Annotated in this window: 12 protein-coding genes and 1 pseudogene; 10 read left to right on the forward strand and 3 right to left on the reverse strand. The window is 69.9% G+C overall.

Going from position 1 to position 17,758, the window contains the following annotated elements:
• Window positions 1-249 precede the first annotated feature (249 nt).
• The 10 genes from AB0M67_RS24465 (at window position 250) to AB0M67_RS24510 (ending at window position 16,078) form a co-directional block, all read left to right on the forward strand.
• Window positions 250-4,137 (forward strand): hypothetical protein, encoded by a 3,888-nt coding sequence (locus tag AB0M67_RS24465; protein ID WP_365748664.1) that lies wholly within the window; start codon window positions 250-252, stop codon window positions 4,135-4,137.
• Entirely contained in the window at window positions 4,137-6,872 is a 2,736-nt protein-coding gene (gene pglZ / locus AB0M67_RS24470; protein ID WP_365748666.1) for a BREX-2 system phosphatase PglZ, read from the forward strand. The genes AB0M67_RS24465 and pglZ overlap by 1 nt, the downstream gene beginning before the upstream one ends.
• Window positions 6,869-8,200 (forward strand): BREX system ATP-binding protein BrxD, encoded by a 1,332-nt coding sequence (gene brxD / locus AB0M67_RS24475; protein ID WP_365748669.1) that lies wholly within the window; start codon window positions 6,869-6,871, stop codon window positions 8,198-8,200. Before pglZ ends, brxD begins: the two co-directional genes overlap by 4 nt.
• Window positions 8,197-10,344 carry a DEAD/DEAH box helicase gene (locus tag AB0M67_RS24480; protein ID WP_365748671.1) on the forward strand — a complete coding sequence of 716 codons (2,148 nt, stop codon included), beginning with the start codon at window positions 8,197-8,199 and terminating at the stop codon, window positions 10,342-10,344. The genes brxD and AB0M67_RS24480 overlap by 4 nt, the downstream gene beginning before the upstream one ends.
• A 256-nt stretch (window positions 10,345-10,600) precedes the next feature.
• Entirely contained in the window at window positions 10,601-11,086 is a 486-nt protein-coding gene (locus AB0M67_RS24485; RefSeq protein WP_365748672.1) for a very short patch repair endonuclease, read from the forward strand.
• A gap of 430 nt (window positions 11,087-11,516) precedes the next feature.
• Window positions 11,517-12,113 carry a dihydrofolate reductase family protein gene (locus AB0M67_RS24490; protein ID WP_365748673.1) on the forward strand — a complete coding sequence of 199 codons (597 nt, stop codon included), beginning with the start codon at window positions 11,517-11,519 and terminating at the stop codon, window positions 12,111-12,113.
• A gap of 361 nt (window positions 12,114-12,474) precedes the next feature.
• Window positions 12,475-13,098, forward strand: coding sequence for a hypothetical protein (locus tag AB0M67_RS24495; protein ID WP_365748675.1), 624 nt, complete (start codon window positions 12,475-12,477; stop codon window positions 13,096-13,098).
• Window positions 13,099-13,221: 123 nt separating this feature from the next.
• Window positions 13,222-14,778: a hypothetical protein gene (locus AB0M67_RS24500; RefSeq protein ID WP_365748677.1), complete on the forward strand. Its 1,557-nt coding sequence runs from the start codon at window positions 13,222-13,224 to the stop codon at window positions 14,776-14,778.
• Window positions 14,779-14,869: 91 nt separating this feature from the next.
• A complete protein-coding gene (locus AB0M67_RS24505; RefSeq protein WP_365748679.1) occupies window positions 14,870-15,376 on the forward strand; it encodes a DUF5949 family protein in 507 nt (168 codons plus the stop codon).
• 30 nt (window positions 15,377-15,406) lie between these two features.
• On the forward strand, window positions 15,407-16,078 hold the full coding sequence (locus AB0M67_RS24510; RefSeq protein WP_365748681.1) for a vitamin K epoxide reductase family protein: 672 nt from the start codon (window positions 15,407-15,409) through the stop codon (window positions 16,076-16,078).
• A 243-nt stretch (window positions 16,079-16,321) separates the two neighbouring features.
• On the opposite strand, the pseudogene AB0M67_RS24515 reads toward AB0M67_RS24510, so the two are convergent.
• The 3 genes and pseudogenes from AB0M67_RS24515 to AB0M67_RS24525 all read right to left on the reverse strand — a co-directional run.
• A pseudogene (locus AB0M67_RS24515) lies at window positions 16,322-16,543 on the reverse strand (hypothetical protein); the annotation flags it as partial.
• 208 nt (window positions 16,544-16,751) lie between these two features.
• Entirely contained in the window at window positions 16,752-17,189 is a 438-nt protein-coding gene (locus AB0M67_RS24520) for a hypothetical protein (protein WP_365748683.1), read from the reverse strand.
• 327 nt (window positions 17,190-17,516) lie between these two features.
• Window positions 17,517-17,756, reverse strand: a complete 240-nt coding sequence (locus AB0M67_RS24525; protein WP_365748685.1) for a chaplin — start codon at window positions 17,754-17,756, stop codon at window positions 17,517-17,519.
• Between the last annotated feature and the right edge of the window lie 2 nt (window positions 17,757-17,758).

Raw genomic sequence — 17,758 nt, forward strand, 5'->3', positions numbered from 1 at the left:
CTGATCCCCGGCGCCGACTCCGAGCTCGGTGCCGGCGAGGCGACCTTCCGTCCATCCGCCGGGTAGCGCGCCGCCACTCCGGCGATAGACGTTCCGCCCAGCTGACCCACTCCACCCACTCCGATCCGCACCGCACGCCCGAGCTGGCAGGATGGAGGGGGTACGTGCGGGACGCGGGTGACAGCGTGACTCCGCTGTGTGTCCGGCTGCGGCGGCCGGGCGAGATGTCTTGGGGAGCGGGAGCGGCTGATGGCCAGGGGCAGCGACATCGTGCTGAGGGACGTTCTCGACATCAAGGAGGACGTCCACGCAGGCGACTTCAAGATCGAACTGTCGAAGGGCTTCACCGGGTCCTCCGCCGGCACGGTCGCGGAGTACGTCGTCACCCCGCAGCTGCGGGAGCAGTTCGACATCGCGCTGAAGCTGATCCGGGGCGCGGTGAGGAAGAACAGCTCGTACGCTGCGTATCTGCACGGTTCGTTCGGTGCCGGTAAGAGCCACTTCCTGAGCGTGCTGCACGCCGTGCTCAACGGCGAGCCCGCCACCCGCGCCAAGCCCCGGTTGCGCGAGGTGGTCGCCGAGCACGACGAGTGGCTGAGCGGCAAGCGGTTCCTCATGGTCCCCTACCACCTGGTCGGGGCGGCCAACCTGGACTCAGCGCTGCTCGGGGGATACGTCAAGACCGTCCGCGAGCGGCACCCCGACGCGCCCACGCCGCTAGTGTTCAAGGCGGACTCGCTGCTGTCCGACGCCCGGAACCTGCGGGCCTCCCTCGGGGACGACGCCTTCGCCAGGCTGCTGCCCACGGCGGGGCCCGTCCCCGGGCCCGCGGTGGACGCCGAGGACGACGAGGACGGGCTGAGCCCGATCGGGGCCGTCGCCGACGCCCCGTGGACCTCTGCGAAGCTCGATGCCGCCCTTGCCGCCCCCGACGGCGACGAGCGGCGGGGGCGGCTGGTGTCCGCCCTGATCAGCGGGCCCATGAAGGCGTACGCCGACAGTATCCGGGGCGACGCGGCAGCGTATGTGTCCCTGGACGACGGGCTCAGCGCCATGAGCGTGCACGCCCAGTTGCTCGGCTACGACGGCGTGGTGCTCTTCCTCGACGAACTGATCCTGTGGCTGCAGGCCCGTATGCGGGAGCGGACCTTCGTCAACGACGAGATCCAGAAACTCGTCAAGCTGATCGAGTCCAGCAACCCGAACCGGCCGGTTCCGATCGTCTCCTTCATCTCACGCCAGCGCGACCTCTCCCAACTCGTCGGCTCCGACATCCTCGGCTCCGACGTGCAGAACATGGAGCAGGCGCTGGAGTACCTCAAGGAGCGCGTCACCGTCGTCGACCTGGAGGACCGAAACCTCCCGGAGATCATCAAGGAGCGGGTGCTCAAGCCGAGGTCCGGGCAGGAGCACGTGCTGGACGCCGCCTTCGAGGGCGTCGACCGGTTCAGCTCGCTGGTGAAGGACGTCCTGCTCGACGACGGCGGCGCGACGCACGCGGGCTGGGACGACTTCCGTACCGTCTACCCGCTCTCGCCCGCCCTCCTGAACGTACTCGTTGCACTCTCCGGCGCACTCCAGCGCGAACGGACCGGCCTCAAGCTCGTCCAGCAGCTCCTGGAGAAGAACGCCGACGCCGAGCTGGGCAAGCTGATCCCGCTCGGCGATCTGTGGGACGTCCTGATCGACGGGACCGGGGCGGCCTTCACCGACAAGCTGAAGCACGAGTCGGAGGCGGCCCAGCGGTTCCACGCCAAGGCCCGTCTTCACCTGCTGGAGAAGTACGGACGGGACGACCACCCCGACTTCCTCGCCGACGACCGCTTCGTCAAGACACTGCTGCTGGCCGCGCTCGCCCCCGACGTACCCGCTTTGCGCCGCCTCACCGGGGCCCGTCTCGCCGCCCTCAACCACGGCTCCGTACGCTCGCGGACCGTGCCGGTCGGGCAGAAGGTCATCGACCGGATGCGGGCCCTGCAAGGCGAATACCCCACCGAACTGCGCGCCGAGGGCGACACCGACCCCGTCTTCTCCCTGCACCTGTCCGACCTGGACGTCGAACCCCTCCTCGACGCCGTCGCCGGTGAGGACCGGTCGGGTGTGCGCCGCGTCTGGCTGCGGGACCGGCTGTGGGAGGAGCTCGGGGTCAAGGAAGGGCAGCTCGTCCCCGAGAAGGAGATCATCTGGCACGGCACCCGGCGCACCGCCGAGTTCGTGTTCGGTAACGTACGCGATCCGCGCGACCTGTCGGACGAGCAGTTCGCACCGGCCACCCCGGGCAACATCCGCTTCGTCATCGACTACCCCTTCGACGACGACGGCAAGTACCCCACCGACGACTACCAGCGCGTGGTCGAACTCATCAGGGACGGGTACACCGCCGCGACCCTGGTCTGGCTGCCCGACTTCTTCTCCGAACAGCGCAAGGCCCAGCTCGGGCGTCTCATGCGGATCAACTTCCTGCTGGAGCGCGACCGGCTCGCCGACTACACGCGCAACTATCCGCCGGACGACCGGGCCAAGGCCCGCCGCCAGCTGGAGGTCGGCCGCGAGACCCTTACCCGGACCCTCACCGGCTCGCTCGCCGAGGTGTACGGAATCGCCGAGGTCAAGGACGGCACCAGGGCCGCCGAAGTGGTGGAGGGGCGTCATGTGATCTGCCTGGATCCCCGCTTCCCGCGCCCTCAGCCGGAGGGCGGGAAGCCCTTGGCCGACAACGCGCTGCACCTCGCCGGAGGGCTGCTCGCCGCGCTGTATCCGAAGCACCCCGACTTCGGGCCGCATCACAGCGGCCAGTGCAAAGCCGTCACCACGGGGGAGCTTCGGACGGCCCTGGAGTGGATCACCCGGGCCATGGACGAGGGCGGGCGTGCGGAGGTCGACAGCCATCAGCTGAAGACCGTCAAGCGCATCGTGGAGCCGCTGGAGCTCGGCACCGTCCACGACGGCCCCCTCGTCCTGCGTGCAGACTGGCGTACGCGTATCAAGCAGGCCGCCGCACAGCACAAGGAGCGCGGGCCGCTCAACGTCGAGGACATCCGCAGCTGGATCACCAAGGACCTCGGCTACGACGGCCTCGACAAGCACACCACGAACCTCCTGATCGCCGCGTACGCGCTGCTCGACGACCGTGCCTGGGTCTATCACTCCGGCCCGGAGACCGCCGCCCCCGAGTTCGCCGCGATCGGCCCCGGCTGGGCGCTGCGCTCGCAGCCGCTGCCCAGCGAGGAGGAGTACGCCCGGGCCCGGGACCGTGCCGGGCGGCTCTTCGGAACCCGTTCCAAGCCCGCCCTGTTCGCCAGGAACGTCAACAAGCTCGCCGAAGAGGTCCGGGACAAGGCGGCGGAGTACGAGACCTTCGTGACGGGGGTCCGTGCCTCACTGGACCAGCACGCGGCGCTGCTGGGCCTGGACGGCGAAGCACCCGCCCCCCGCACGGCGATGCTGCGCGAGGCCGCCGGGGTGCTCGCCCGGCTCAGCCGCCACGGCAGCGACGCGACCGCCCTCGTCCGGGAACTCTCCGGCCTCTCGTACGAGAGCCCGGACCGGGACCTGGCCCACACCATGACCACTGCGGAAGCGGTGCTGCACGCCCTGGACGATGCCGACGCCGCATGGCGGGTCCTTAAGAACGTGCGGCGCCTCAGCGACCGCGAAGACAGTCTGGGCGACCGGGCGCGCCGGCTGCTGGCCCAGGTCGCCGAGGCTGCCCGGGCCTCCGAGTTCGAGCGTTCGCTCCTGCCCGTCCTCGGCGGCGTACCGGAGACCGGCATGGCCATCGTGGAGGCGGCCCTTCATGTGGAGCAGGCGGCCCCGCAGCCCCCGTCCCCCGCTCCCGGACCGGACCGGATTCCCCTTTCGCAGCACGGGAACCCGCCGGTGTCCTCCGATCCCGTACGCCCCCAGCCCCAGCCGCAGACACAGCAGCCGCAGGTGGCCGCCGAGGGCCCGGCACAGTCCGCCCGGCGGGTCATCGCCTCCGGTCCGTCCCCGCTCGAATCACTGCTCAGCGACGAACTGGATGCCGTCCGCGCGGAGATCGAGCAGTTCCGTGCCACCCACCCGGACACCTCGGTGGAGATCATCTGGCGTGCGGTGAGGAACGGCGACGAGCCGAGCGCGGAAGAGGGCAACTGATGACCGTACGTCCCGCAGCCGGCCGCCGTGCCATCGAAGTGCTCCTGGAGAGCGAACTTCCGCACGCGGAGGGCCAACGGCTGGTGCTGGTCGACGCCACGTACGAAGGAGGGGACCGGGACACGGAGTTCACGGTCCGCATCGGCGGTCGCAAACGCCAGGTCCGCATCACCGAGCAGAACTCCCCGCTCGGCATCGTCGACGCCTGGCAGCGCCACCGGTCCCAGGAGGACCCGAACGGCGACAGCGTCCTCGTCGTCACCGGTACCGTCCCCGCCGACCAGCTCGGCTGGGATCTGCGCGCCCACGCCGTACGCAGGCGCTCCCTCGCCGTCGACCCGGCGGACATCGTCAAACAGCTCTTCGGCGCCGCGGACCTCGATGCCCGGATGGCCGGCGAGAAATGGCTCCTGGACGCGCTGCTCGAAGCCGAACCCGCGGACCACTGGCCCCGCAGCGGAGCCGTACTCACGCGCGACCGTGCCGTACGGGCCCTGCTCGCCGCGCGCCTCGGACTCGGTGACACCACCTCCGACACCCTGGACTTCGACGCCGACACGCTGTTCGCTTGGACCCGGACCGGTGCGGGGCCCGCTCTGTTCGCCGCCCTGCCCGCCGCCGAGCGCGCAGGGCTGAGTCAGTGGCTGGAGAAGACCGTCGGGCCGGCGGCGCCCACACTCCTGGCGCTGGCCGCGGACCAGCGAGGTGCCGACGCGCTTCCGCTGGGGGCGCTCGCGTCGGCGGCTCTGGCCGCCTCCTCGACCGAGGCCGCCGGGTTCGCCCTGGGCACGCTGTACGGCTCGGCCCTCGCCTCCTTTGACGCGCTGCGGCCCTTCGCCGACGCCGCGACCGGAGTCGTCACCCGCTGGATCGCCCAGGCCGAAGGCAACAGCCCCCATGGGTCCGAGGCGCGCAGCCGTGTCCTCGCCGTGCTCGACCGGGCCGATCAACTGGCCGCAGACGCCCGGCTCAGCCCGCTCATCGGCACCGACCGCATGCTGCCCTCCGGCTACCGAGCCCGGCTGCGGGCCCTGGCCGCCACCCTCGACGGCGACGTCGCGCACGCGGAGCAAGCCCTGCGTGAACTGGCCGAACACCAGCTCTCCGAGTTGAACGCCGAGTCCACCGACATGGCACGCACCGCCGTACGCTTGGTGCGCTGGCTCAACGCACCGATGCCGAAGACGGGGTCGACGGGCCAGGCCGTGCAGGAGCACATGGCCTCGGCAGGCTGGGCCGATCTGGCCGTCGGCATTCTCTCCGAGGGCGACACCTCACTCGACACCGCTGTGGGCGAGGCCTACCACCGGCTGATAGAAGCGGTCCGCGAGCGTCGCACCCGGCTCGACGAGGAATTCGCCCGCACCCTCGCCGACTGGACGGAGACTGCGTCCCAGCAGTCGACCGGGGGCGCGCTCCTCATCGAGAACGTGCTCGCCGAAGCAGCGGCGCCGCTCGCACGCGACGGAGGCCGGCCGCTGATTCTCGTGCTCGACGGCATGAGCGCGGACGTCGCCGTCCAGCTCGCTGGCGAACTGGACCGCAGGGTGTGGACCGAAGTGATTCCCAAACCGCGCCCCGGCAAGGAGGCCGCCCGCCAGGCGGCCGTGTCCATGCTGCCCTCCATCACCACGTTCAGCAGAGCGTCACTCCTGAGCGGTGAACCGGCTCAGGGCGGGCAGCGCGTGGAGAGCAAGGGGTTCGCCGCGTTCTGGCGCAAGCGCCATCGTGACGCGCACCTCTTCCACAAGGGCAGCTACGAAGGACCGCCGGGACACCGTCTGGCACCGGAACTGCTGGACACGCTCGCCTCGGACGATGTCGTAGCCGTTGTCGTCAACACCATCGACGACGCGCTGGCGGACGGCCGCGAAGGCGCCCGCGGCCGGTGGAGCATAGGCGACATCGCCAAACTCTCCGACCTGCTCAACGCGGCACGCGACTACGGACGCCCCGTCGTCCTCGTCTCCGACCACGGCCACGTCCTGGACCGCACCCCGCGCGGCCACCAGCAGACCGATGCGGAAGGGGTACAAGGCGCACGCTGGCGCACCGGGACCCCGCAGGAAGGGGAGATCGCACTGGTTGGCCCCCGTGTCCTCGCGGGTGGCGGACCGATCGTCGCCGCCTGGCGGGAGGACCTGCGCTACACCGGCAGACAGGCCGGATACCACGGCGGTGCCGCTCTCGCAGAGGTCACTGTTCCCGTGGTCACCGTCGTCCCGTCCGCCGATCTGATCCCGGCGGGCTGGACACTGCTGCCCGCGGAACGCACCGCTCCGAACTGGTGGCGAGTCGCCGACGACGCCGCCCCCGAGCCGACCGGCTCCGCAGCCCCCCCAGAGAAGCCGCGCGGAAGAAAGACGGCGCAGGCCCCGCAGGGAGAAGGCATCTTCATGCTGCCCGAACAGGGCACGCTCGGCGAACAGGCCGTGCAGTCACCCCTGTTCAAGGCGCAGCGTGAGTTCGTCCGTCTCGCTCCGACGGAGAAGGCCGTCGCCGCGGTTCTCGATGCCCTGCTCGCAGCAGGCGGAAAGCTCTCCCCGGGCGCGGTGGCCGCCGCCGCTCAGGCCGCCACCGGCAAGTCGCAGCGCAACCCGGAGCGCTTCGCGACCGTCCTAGAGCGGCTGCTGAACATCGACGGATACCCCGTACTCCAGCTCATCGAATCTGGGCGGACCGTCCAGCTCGACAAGTCCCTGCTCCAGCAGCAGTTCCTCGGGGGTGCCGCATGACCACCGGGGGCTCGGAGATCAGCACGGCACGCCGGCGCGACGTGATCGACGCCCTGCGGCGCGGGACGGTGCCACAGTCCGGGCTCGGACTGTTCGCCGTAGGCCTGAACCGCTTCGAAGCCACTCTCGACGACGACCTGGCTACCGTCGCTCGCGGCGGTTCCGCCTTTCACGCCCTGCGCGGCGAGTACGGCTCGGGCAAGACCTTCTTCGCCCGTTGGCTCGCCGAACGCGCCAAGCGGCGCGGTCTCGCCGTCAGCGAAGTGCAGATCTCCGAGGCCGAGACACCGCTGCACCGGCTGGAGACCGTCTATCGCAGGCTCACCGAGCGCCTCACCACCGCCACCCACCAGCCCTCCGCCCTCCGGCCGGTGATCGACTCTTGGTTCTACGCACTGGAGGAAGAAGTCCTCGACGGAGGTGACATCCCCGAGGACGACGAGGACGCTCTGGCCGAGGCCGTCGACGAACTTCTGGAGCGCCGCCTCGCCGATGTCGCCCGCACCACGCCTGCCTTCTCTGCCGCGCTGCGTGGCTACCGCCAGGCCGTCGCCGCGGGCGACGGCGCCCGGGCCGAGGCACTCATCGCCTGGCTCGGCGGTCAGAAGTCCGTGGCCGCGTCGGCGAAGCGCGCCGCGGGTATCCGGGGCGACCTCGACCACTTCGGCGCCCTCGCGTTCCTCCAGGGGCTTCTCACCGTCCTGCGCGACTGCGGACACCCTGGCCTGCTCCTCGTACTCGACGAAGTCGAGACCCTGCAACGGGTGCGCGGCGACGTACGTGAGAAATCCCTCAACGCGCTCCGTCAGCTCCTCGACGAGATCGACGCCGGACGCTTCCCTGGCTTGTTCCTCGTCATCACCGGCACCCCCGCCTTCTACGACGGTCAGCAAGGCGTCCAACGTCTCGCGCCCCTCGCCCAGCGTCTCGCTACAGACTTCACCACCGATCCCCGCTTCGATTCCCCACGCGCCGTACAACTGCGCCTGGCGGGCTTCGATGTGGATGCGCTGGCAGAACTGGGCGCCAAGGTGCGCGACGTCTACGCAGGGGTGGCTCGCCATCCCGAACGGCTGGCCGCGCGCGTTGACGACGCCTATCTCGCGGAATTGGCACGTGCGGTCACTGGCTCGCTCGGCGGGAAGGTCGGCATCGCCCCGCGCCTGTACCTGCGCAAACTCGTCGCCGATGTGATGGATAGGGTCGACGAGTTCGACGACTTCGATCCACGCACCCACTACGCCCTCATAGTGAACAGCTCCGAGCTGAACGAGACCGAACGCAGCGCGGCCACCGGCGCGGGAGACATCGAGCTGGATCTGCCATGACGGAATCAGCCGACCCATTCGATCTCCTCGACCCCGTTCTCGGCCACCACATCGTCAACTCCCTCGGCTGGCGCTCCCTGCGTGCCCTGCAGGAAGAGGCCGTCGAGCCGCTCCTCAGCGGCGAGGACGCGGTACTGCTGGCACCCACCGCAGGCGGAAAGACCGAAGCCGCGGCCTTCCCGCTACTCACCCGTATGAACCGGCGCGGCTGGAAGGGCACCAGCGTCTTGTACGTGTGCCCGCTCAAGGCCCTGCTCAACAACCTCCACCCCCGCCTGGAGACGTATGCGGGCTGGCTGGGCCGTACGGCCTCGCTCTGGCACGGCGACATCACCACCGGCAAGCGGCGACGCATCCTCACGCAGCGTCCGGACATCCTCCTCACCACCCCCGAGTCGCTGGAGTCGATGCTGGTCAGCACGCATGTCGACCACCAGGCCTTCTTCTCGGGGCTGAACGCTGTTGTAGTCGACGAGGTGCACGCCTTCGCGGGTGACGACCGGGGCTGGCACTTGCTGGCCATACTGGAGCGCCTGAGCCGCGTTGCCGGCCACCCCATCCAGCGGATCGGCCTGTCCGCGACGGTCGGCAACCCCGACGAGCTGCTGGCGTGGCTCCAGGGCTCCGGACACGGCCGCCGCCCCGCCCGGGTCGTCGCGCCCCATCTTCGTGAACAGCCGTTGGACGGAGCGGCAGCCGCCGCACCGCCCCCTGGCGACATCGAACTCGACTACGTCGGATCCGTCGCGAACGCCGCCACCGTCATCGCGGCCCTGCACCGAGGCGAGAAGCGATTGGTCTTCTGCGAGAGCCGCCGCACCGTCGAGGAGCTGGGCGAGCAGTTGCGTCTGAAGGGCGTGACGACATTCCTGTCCCACGCGTCGCTCTCCGTGGACGAGCGAAGGCGCGCCGAAACCGCATTTGCCGAAGCCCGCGACTGCGTGATCGTGTCCACCAGCACGCTGGAACTGGGTATCGACGTCGGAGATCTGGACCGCGTCATCCAGCTCGACGCACCGGCAACCGTCGCCTCCTTCCTCCAGCGTCTCGGGCGCACCGGCCGCCGCCACGGCACCGCACGCAACTGCCTCTTCCTCGCACTCGACGCCGAAGGCCTGCTCTCGTCGGCCGCGCTCCTCCTGCAGTGGTCCCGCGGCTGGGTGGAAACGGTCGTCGCTCCTCCCGAGCCACGCCACTTGGTCGCCCAGCAACTCCTGGCCCTGTGCCTCCAGGAGCACCGGGTGGGCGAGAACCTGTGGCAGGAGTGGTGGGGCGGCATCGGGCCCTTCGGTCCGGGAGCCGCCCCGGTAGTACGCTACCTCGTTGACCAGGGTTATCTAGACCAGGATGGCGGACTGCTCTTCGTTGGACCGGAAGCCGAACGCCGCTACGGGCACCGCCACTTCATGAACCTGACTGCGGTTTTCACTGCCCCGCCCGAGTTCACCGTCCTCAACGGCCGTACAGAGATCGGCCGCACCGACCCCGACTTGCTCACCGAAGAGATCGAGGGCCCGCGCAAACTACTACTCGCGGGCCGCAACTGGCTGGTGACGTACATCGACTGGAGCCGCAAGCGCTGCTTCGTGGAACCCGCTGACGAGGGAGGGCGGGCCAAGTGGAGCGGATTCGGCGCGGAACGCATCCGTTCATTCGCCCTCGCTCGCGCCGGCCGTGACATCCTCCTGGGCGATGATCTACCGGTCCGCCTGACCAAGAGGGCCACGGCAAAGCTCACCGAGGCTCGCGACGCGCACTTGCATACCGTCCACCCCGGCGGAACGGTCGTCACCCGGAGTCCCGACGGCGACGTCCGCTGGTGGACTTGGGCCGGCCACCGCGCCAACGCCACCCTGGCAGCGTCACTTTCTTCGGTGGTGGCCCCGTACCGGCGCGTCAGTGATCAGTGGATTCGGCTCCGCGACGACCTCACCCTTCAAGACTGGCAGGTTGCTCGCGCGGAAAGCGGTGCGGGTCTATGCCTTCCCGAAGTCGACAGCCGAGCGGTTCGTGGCCTCAAGTTCGGAGAAGCTCTCCCGCCCCGCCTGGCCGAAGCCACTCTCGCCGCGCGCACTGCGGACGAGGAGGGCGCCAGCAAGGTTCTGGCGGAACCTGCACGCTTTGTCACGCTCAATAACGAGTAGTGCTGACCAGAGACCGTTCGTCGGTCAGCGACGCTTTCCGAGCGTGGGGTCCGGCCCGGCGGCTCATCGGTCTAGCCAGGCCGTGCGGGGAGAGGCTGAGCCGGAGTGTGGCCCAGCAACGCACTTCGTAGCCAATGCGTCTCCGTGCTCCGGACCGCTGTTGGCCACAAGTGCTGCTGCTGATGTCTCGGTGAGGCCCGTGCGCACCACCGTGGGGGATGGTGACGAAGTCCACGGTACTGGAGTTGGTACACGTATGAGAGATGGAGTGTGCCGACAGGGTGTTCCTGCGCCGAGGGATGCCAACGTACGCCGTGTGATGTTGGCCCAGCGCAGTCGGAACACCGCTCCGGAGATGGCGCTGAGACGGGCGCTGCACGCGCTGGGCTTCCGCTATCGCGTTGACCTGCCGCTTCCGGGCATGCGCCGTCGGCGTTCGGACCTGACGTTCGTGAGGTGGCGCACTGTGGTGTTCGTGCAGGGGTGCTTCTGGCATGCCTGTCCGCAGCACATGCACGCGCCGGTGCACAACGCGGAGTGGTGGCGGGAGAAGTTCGAGGGCAACGTTCGACGGGACACCGATACGGACACGCGCCTTGTCCGGATGGGGTGGGTGCCCTTGCGGATCTGGGAACACGAGGTCATCGACGCAGCGGTGGGCAAGTTGGTGCGTGCCCTCGGCGAACAGGGGCATCCGCGGGCGCTGCGGATCCTGGGTGCTGCAGCGCCGGCGTGCGTGTAGACCTTCCTAGGTGTGCCGTACACATGGTCGGGAAATGATCTTCGAATGATTGGGGAAGGCCAGCACGGGAGCCTCCGTAGGTGCAGGTCAGGCCCACCCGTGAACGGTCCACAGCAGGGCCGTTCGCGAGTAAGCTCGTAGGCGGTTCACGAATCCCGTCCGATCATTCCGATCGGGCGGGATTTCGTCGTTCTCCGTCCGCTCATGCACGCTGACGCAGGTCAGCCGGCCGTCTTCCTCGAAGGGCTGTCCACCGAGTCGAGGCGACTGAATACATTCGACGGGTACGACCTCGGACTCGCCCGGGAGTTGCGTGATGCGATAGCCCAGTTGGTCGAGTGTCATGATCACTCGGTGGCCCCGTACCCAGGCACGCCAACCGGCGGCCCCGGGCCGCACCGCGACAGCGGACCGAAGGAAAGGAACTGGCGTGCGCAGACTCGTCCACTACATCGCCACCACGCTCGATGGATTCATCGCGGGCCCGGACGGCGCGGACCCCACCGGTGCGAACGGCTTCTGGCCGATACCGGAGGACTACATCCAGCACCTCGTGGCCGAGTACCCGGAGACACTGCCCGTCCAGGCCCGGCAGGCACTGTCCGTCACGGCGGAGGGCACGCACTTCGACACGGTGCTTGAGGGGCGGCGCAGCTACGAGATCGGTCTTGCGGCCGGAATCACCGACGCCTACCCCCACTTGCGTCACCTCGTATTCTCCCGGACCCTGACCGAGAGCCCGGACCCGGCCGTCGAACTGGTCGCCGACGACCCGGTGGCGACTGTGCGGGAGCTCAAGCAGCAGGACGGCAAGGACATCTGGCTGCTCGGTGGCGCAGAGCTGGCGGGCTCCCTGTACGCCGAGATCGACACGCTGATCCTCAAGATCGGCCCGCTGACCATTGGCGACGGGATACCGCTGTTCTCCCGTAAGGCCGCTTTCGATCCGCGCACCTGGACACTCGCCGACCACACCGTCCTCAAGGGCGGCGCGGTGTTCCTCACCTACACGCGCGTCAACGGCTGAGCGCTTCATGCGGGCGGCGCTTGTCCTGGACCGGATGCGTGGACGTGCGGATGCGGGGACGCGCTCAGAGGGCCACGCAAGCGCCGCCGTGGCCGCGAACCAGGCCGTGGACGGCTGCGAGTCAATGCGGTAGGGGGACCTGAGCCGGCCGTGTGCGGCTCGACCGGCTCGACCTGGACAACTCCCGTGCAACCCCACGCACCCAGGGCAATCCATAGCCGTTGTCGCGTAAATGGCCGGACACCGATGGAGCGAAAGCGTGCGGAGCGGCCACTCGGCCCGGGTAGCCATCGCGCTACTCAGCCGGACCTGAGTAGCAACGCTCAAGAGGGCCGGGAGCATGCTTCATAGCATCGCCCACATGGAGGCGCTTGAGAGAAGCACGGACGGTGGCAGCGGGGCGGAACAGCGGTGGTACGTGGGCTGTGCGACGGCGCTGGCCGTTCTTACCGTCCTGGGACTGCTGGGGGTATGGGGTCTCTCCGAGCTGGAAAAGGGCCTGGACGGCTATGGCCAGCTGGAGGAGACGGCCTACGGTGCTTCCGGCAGCGTGGCCGACCCGTTGGCGCCCGGAGCCACCGCGCGGTACGAGGACGGGCTCAAGGTGACCGTGGGCGAGCCGCTCCGGGAGCCGGCGGAGCGTACCTACAGCTTCACCGTCACGTACGAGAACGGAACGGACCAACCACTGACCCCCGGTGGCGGTTCCGCGGACGAAAGCGCCTCCGAGTACGGGCCGGCCCCTCTGGTCGTACGCGCCGGGGAATCTCTCGACGACAACGGGCCCGACGACGGAAGCACGAGTGACTGGCTCAACCGCTTGGAGGCGGGCGCGCAGCTCCTGCCGCGGCTTGGCGCCGGCGAGACGGTCACCGTGCCGGTACGGGTCGCGGGGAGCGCCGAGGGAATGCCCATCACGGTGGAAGTGGCGCCACCGGACGACGGCTATCGCGAAGCGGCGTATTGGCAGCTCACACTGGGGTGACCCCGGACGCACCGGACGCATCGGCTCGGCCGGCGGACCAACGCGGCCCCGGGGCGCGCTGCCGTTCGGCCGAGTGGCTTGTTCCGATGGCCGGGCGCGCGGCGCCGAGGCAGCGTGGGGCGCATGACAGAGACCCCGGCCGTCGCCGCGGGCCCGAGCGGGACGGAGACCCGGGCCGGCGGCGGTCGGGTGGTGCGTGGGTTCGGGTGGCCCGCCGTCGTCGCGGTGGCGTACACCATCCTCCAACTGGTCCTCGTCGTGCCCGGGTCGGGTCTGGGCTGGGACGAGACGGTCTATGTCAGCCAGGTCGCCCGGGACGCCGAAGCCGCCTTCTTCAGCGCGCCCCGCGCCCGGGGCATCACCTTCCTGATCGCGCCGGTGACCGCCCTGACCTCGTCCGTCGAGGCCCTCCATGTCTATCTCGCGCTGCTGTCGGGCGCCGGTCTCCTGATCGCGCTGTGGGTGTGGCGACGGCTGCTCCCGGCCCCCGTACTCGCCCTCGCCGGCGCGCTCTTCGCCGGGCTGTGGATCACCGTCCTCTACGGTCCGCAGGTCATGCCGAACCTGTGGGTCGCCCTGGGGTCCCTGTTCGCGGTCGGCTGCTTCCTGCGGGCCGCGCGCGACCGGTCCGACCGCGCCGCGCTCGCCGGCCTGTGCGGGGGCGTGGCGTTCGTCGCGCTCATGCGGCCCAGCGACGCTCTCTGGCTCGCCCTGCCGCTCGCCGCCGGCGTGCTCCTCGTCGGGGCGTGGCGCCGTCCGCTCCCACTGCTGGCGCTCGCCGCGGGTGCGGCCCTCGGCTGCGCGCCGTGGGCCGTCGAGGCGTACGTCGGTTACGGCGGACTCTCCGCGCGGCTGCGGCGCGCCAGCGCGATCCAGGGGGACCTGGGCTGGCATCTCGCCTTCGACGACCAGGTGCGCGCGCTCGACGGGCGGCTGCTCTGCCGTCCCTGTGACATCCCGTGGCGGCGGCCCGTCACCGCGGTGTGGTGGTTCGTGCTGCCGCTTCTCGTGCTGTGCGGGGTGCTGGCCGCGGCGCGCGCGAAGCGGGCGGCCGTCGTGTTGGTGCCGACACTGGCCGGGCTGTCGATGGCCGTGCCGTACGTCCTGCTCATCGGCTACGCCGCGCCGCGCTTCCTCCTCCCCACCTACGCGCTGCTCGCGCTGCCGGCGGCGACGGGCCTGGCCAGGATCGGCCGGGCGGCATGGCCGCGCCCCCTGGCGGTGGGCGCTCTCGCGGCGCTGCTGGCGGCGCATCTGGCGGTGCAGTACGTGGTCCTCGACGGCGCCGCCTCGCGCGGCCGTACCAACAGGGTGGCGTTCGGCAGGGTGGCGGCGGAGCTGGCACGCCAGGGCGTACGGCCGCCCTGTGTGGTCAGCGGCGCGGAGGCCGTACGGCTCGCCTACCTCGCGGGCTGCGCGTCACGGCAGACCGGGGGCCACGACGGCTCCATCACCCCCGCGGGGCTCGTCGCGCTCGCCCGCGACCGGCCGGTGGCCGTCGTGGTGGCGGGGGAGGGCGCGCCGCCCGCGTACACCAAGGGGTGGCGCGTTCTGCGCCTTCCCGATCTGCCGGGCCAGAAAGACTGGCACGCCTGGCTTTCCCCCGCCGCGCGGGCACGTCCACACGCGGGCGAATCAAACGGATGGAAGAACAAGTCTCGTACTGAAAAACGAAATTGAGAGAGTGATGTCCCGAAGTGGCGTACGCAGTCCCCCACTTGGGTGAAGCGAGCTCACGGATCTTCCTCGCAGGCCACTACTGTGCCGCAACATGACCTCTATCAATTCCGCCTCGACCAGTGCGCGGAAAGCCTCCAGGCTGGGCACTCTCTCGGTGATTCCCTGGACCAGCGATCCTTCCGACGGCGAACGCAACGCGCCTTTCCTGCTCGCCTATTCACTCGGGGACGGCAAGGACGGGGCGGAGGCCGGCGAGGAGACGATGCGGACGGTGCTCGCCGAGATCGGGCTGATCCCCGGCGGCGATCTGGTCGATGTCTCGAAGACCTCCAACGTGCCGATCACACTGCTGGTGGAGGCGGGCCGCGCCGTACTGACGATGCCGTATCTGACCGCGCAGTGCCCCGTCCCGCCGGAGTGGGAGCGGGACGCGCGGGACCACGGGCAGGTCTACTTCATCGTCGCCACCCGGCCCTGGGCGGAGGCGACACCGGGCAAGCCCGTCACCGAGGAGCAATTGCGTGCCTTCGCCGGTGACCAGGCGATGCTCACCAGCGCCGCGCACTGCCTGGTGCCGGTACGCAGCCTGCGCGGCTGAGCGTCGGAAGCGCGGACAGACAGACACCGGATGAGCACCGGAGGCAGGGGAGCGGACGTGAGGGCAACGGCACTGGCCGAGGACAGGGCCACCGACGAGCGTACGGAGGGCACCGGCGGTGGCGGCGCGTGGGGCGGCGGCCGGGCCTTCGCGTTCGTGCTGATGATCAGCGGAGCGGCCGGGCTGCTCGCGGCCTGGGTGATCACCCTCGACAAGTTCAAACTGCTTGAGGACCCGGACTTCACCCCGGGATGCAGTCTGAACCCGGTGGTCTCCTGCGGGAACATCATGAAGAGCGAGCAGGCCTCGGTCTTCGGATTCCCCAACCCGATGCTGGGGCTCGCGGCGTACGCGGTGGTCATCGGCGTCGGCGCGGGGCTGCTGGCCGGGGCGCGCTACCGCCGCTGGTTCTGGCTCGGCCTGAACGCGGGGACGCTCTTCGGCGTCGGCTTCTGCACCTGGCTCCAGTACCAGTCGCTCTACAGCATCAATTCGCTGTGTCTGTGGTGCTGTCTGGCCTGGGTCGCCACCATCGTGATGTTCTGCTACGTCACGGCGCACAACGTCGAGCACGGAATCCTGCCCGCGCCCGCGGGGCTGCGGAGCGCGCTCGGCGAGTTCCACTGGGTGCCGCCGGTGCTGTGGACCGGCGTCATCGGGATGCTCGTCCTGACCCGCTGGTGGGACTTCTGGACCAGCTGATCCGCGTCAGCCGAATCCGGGCGGGCACAGGTCCCGGTGGGCTACGGAGTCCGGGCAGGCTACGGCGTCCGGGCCCTCGCGGGGCCCGGACCGTCCGGAATCCGCTGCCGGAGACTACTTGCCGAGCGGAAGCCCACCGAGCAGCTTGTTGCCGGTCGACGTGCCGACGATCTCCTTGGCGCCCGTCTTGCCCGAGGTCTTCTTGCCGGCCGTCTTACCGTTCGTCTTGCCGCCCTTCTTCTTGTTCAGGGTGTCCGTGACGCCCTTCACGGCGTTCAGCACGGACCCCGGGTTCTCGGTGTCCAGCGCGTTGGTGTTCAGCGGCCGGGGGTCCTTGAGGCCCTCGCTCAGCACGGTCTCCAGCCCGCCATTGAGGCTCATGCCCTCGGCGGCGAACGCCGGGGTGGCGGCGCCCAGAGCCATCACGGAACCGGCGACAACTGCGGCGACCTTCATGGGCTTCATGGTGAATCCTTCTTTCAGCGATGTCTGTTGCGCGGCAACTCACGCTTCGCACAGGCCTCTTGGAGATCCCATTCGCGTGGTCGCTCGTCATCAGTAACGACGCGTGCGCGCGGCGGAAACTCCGTCGGGAAGGAATTCTGGACAGGCCACTCGAATGAAGGGAACTCGCCCTATTCCCGTATCGAACGGGCGGCCGGGCGAAGGCCGTTCACGGCTGCTGGGGATCGGCCGCGGCGGCGGGTTCGAGCACCGAGTCCGTGGTCTTCTGTACGGTCGCCACCACATCGGCCAGCGTGTCGGCCGGAGCGGCGGCCTTGAGGGCGGTCACGGCGTCCCTGATGGCCTTGGTGTGCTTCTCGATGTCCGCGGCGGAGAGCTCGCCACCGGGAGCCTTCAGCGCCGCCTGGACCAGATCGGCGACGGGCTTCAGCAGGTCACCTACGTCCGCCAGGGGCTTGATCTCTGACGCGGGTGACGCAGGTGACGCGGGTGCCGTGGGTGCCGCCGGTCCCGGCGCGGGGGCAGGCGCGCTGTCGGCGCCGGTGTCGCGCGGGAGTTCATGGGCGGCGGCCGGGGCCGCGGTGCCGAGTACGAGCGCGGCACACACGGCGCCGGTCGTGACACGGCGGCAGAGCTGGAGACGCATACCTGTGTCCTTTCGGGACGAGTCGGAACGTTCTCCTCACCGTCCGTTCCCCGCGCGGGGCCCGCAACCGAACGGGCACCTCCCATACGGTCCGTCAGACGGCGCCCGGATCTGTCCGGTCCGTTCCGCCCCGTCTCTCACCTGGTCCGACGCGCCGGGACGGCGTCCGCGCGGTGCCGCGCCGCGCCGCCGGAAGAGTGGACACGCGGGCACGTAAGGGTGACGCCCGGACAGCGGAAGAGCCGCTCTGCCCCGAGGGAGAGAGCGGCTCTCGCGTATGACGTCGACGCGACGTCGGCGTGGCGCCGACAGCGGCAGCGAAGGTCGTCAGTTGTTGACGCAGGTGTTGCCGAAGGCCGGGTTGAGCAGACCGATGACGTTGATCGTGTTGCCGCAGAGGTTCACGGGCAGGTGGATCGGGACCTGAATGACGTTGCCGGAGATGACACCCGGGGAGCCGACAGCCGCGGCTCCCGCATCGGCGTCGGCGAAGGCGGCGCCGGAAGCGCCGGCGACAGCGGCGGCGGCCGCGGTGGAGAGAACAACAGCCTTGGCGATACGCGACATGG

It is taken from the genome of Streptomyces sp. NPDC051662 (assembly GCF_040681655.1).
Classification (GTDB): Bacteria; Actinomycetota; Actinomycetes; order Streptomycetales; family Streptomycetaceae; genus Streptomyces.

Bases quoted from the DNA above. Each gene is read 5' to 3' on its own strand.
- AB0M67_RS24465 (WP_365748664.1), top strand. From the start codon at position 250: ATGGCCAGGGGCAGCGACATCGTGCTGAGGGACGTTCTCGACATCAAG.
- pglZ (WP_365748666.1), top strand. From the start codon at position 4,137: ATGACCGTACGTCCCGCAGCCGGCCGCCGTGCCATCGAAGTGCTCCTG.
- brxD (WP_365748669.1), top strand. From the start codon at position 6,869: ATGACCACCGGGGGCTCGGAGATCAGCACGGCACGCCGGCGCGACGTG.
- AB0M67_RS24480 (WP_365748671.1), top strand. From the start codon at position 8,197: ATGACGGAATCAGCCGACCCATTCGATCTCCTCGACCCCGTTCTCGGC.
- AB0M67_RS24485 (WP_365748672.1), top strand. From the start codon at position 10,601: ATGAGAGATGGAGTGTGCCGACAGGGTGTTCCTGCGCCGAGGGATGCC.
- AB0M67_RS24495 (WP_365748675.1), top strand. From the start codon at position 12,475: ATGGAGGCGCTTGAGAGAAGCACGGACGGTGGCAGCGGGGCGGAACAG.
- AB0M67_RS24500 (WP_365748677.1), top strand. From the start codon at position 13,222: ATGACAGAGACCCCGGCCGTCGCCGCGGGCCCGAGCGGGACGGAGACC.
- AB0M67_RS24505 (WP_365748679.1), top strand. From the start codon at position 14,870: ATGACCTCTATCAATTCCGCCTCGACCAGTGCGCGGAAAGCCTCCAGG.
- AB0M67_RS24510 (WP_365748681.1), top strand. From the start codon at position 15,407: ATGAGCACCGGAGGCAGGGGAGCGGACGTGAGGGCAACGGCACTGGCC.
- AB0M67_RS24520 (WP_365748683.1), bottom strand. From the start codon at position 17,189: ATGCGTCTCCAGCTCTGCCGCCGTGTCACGACCGGCGCCGTGTGTGCC.
- AB0M67_RS24525 (WP_365748685.1), bottom strand. From the start codon at position 17,756: ATGTCGCGTATCGCCAAGGCTGTTGTTCTCTCCACCGCGGCCGCCGCC.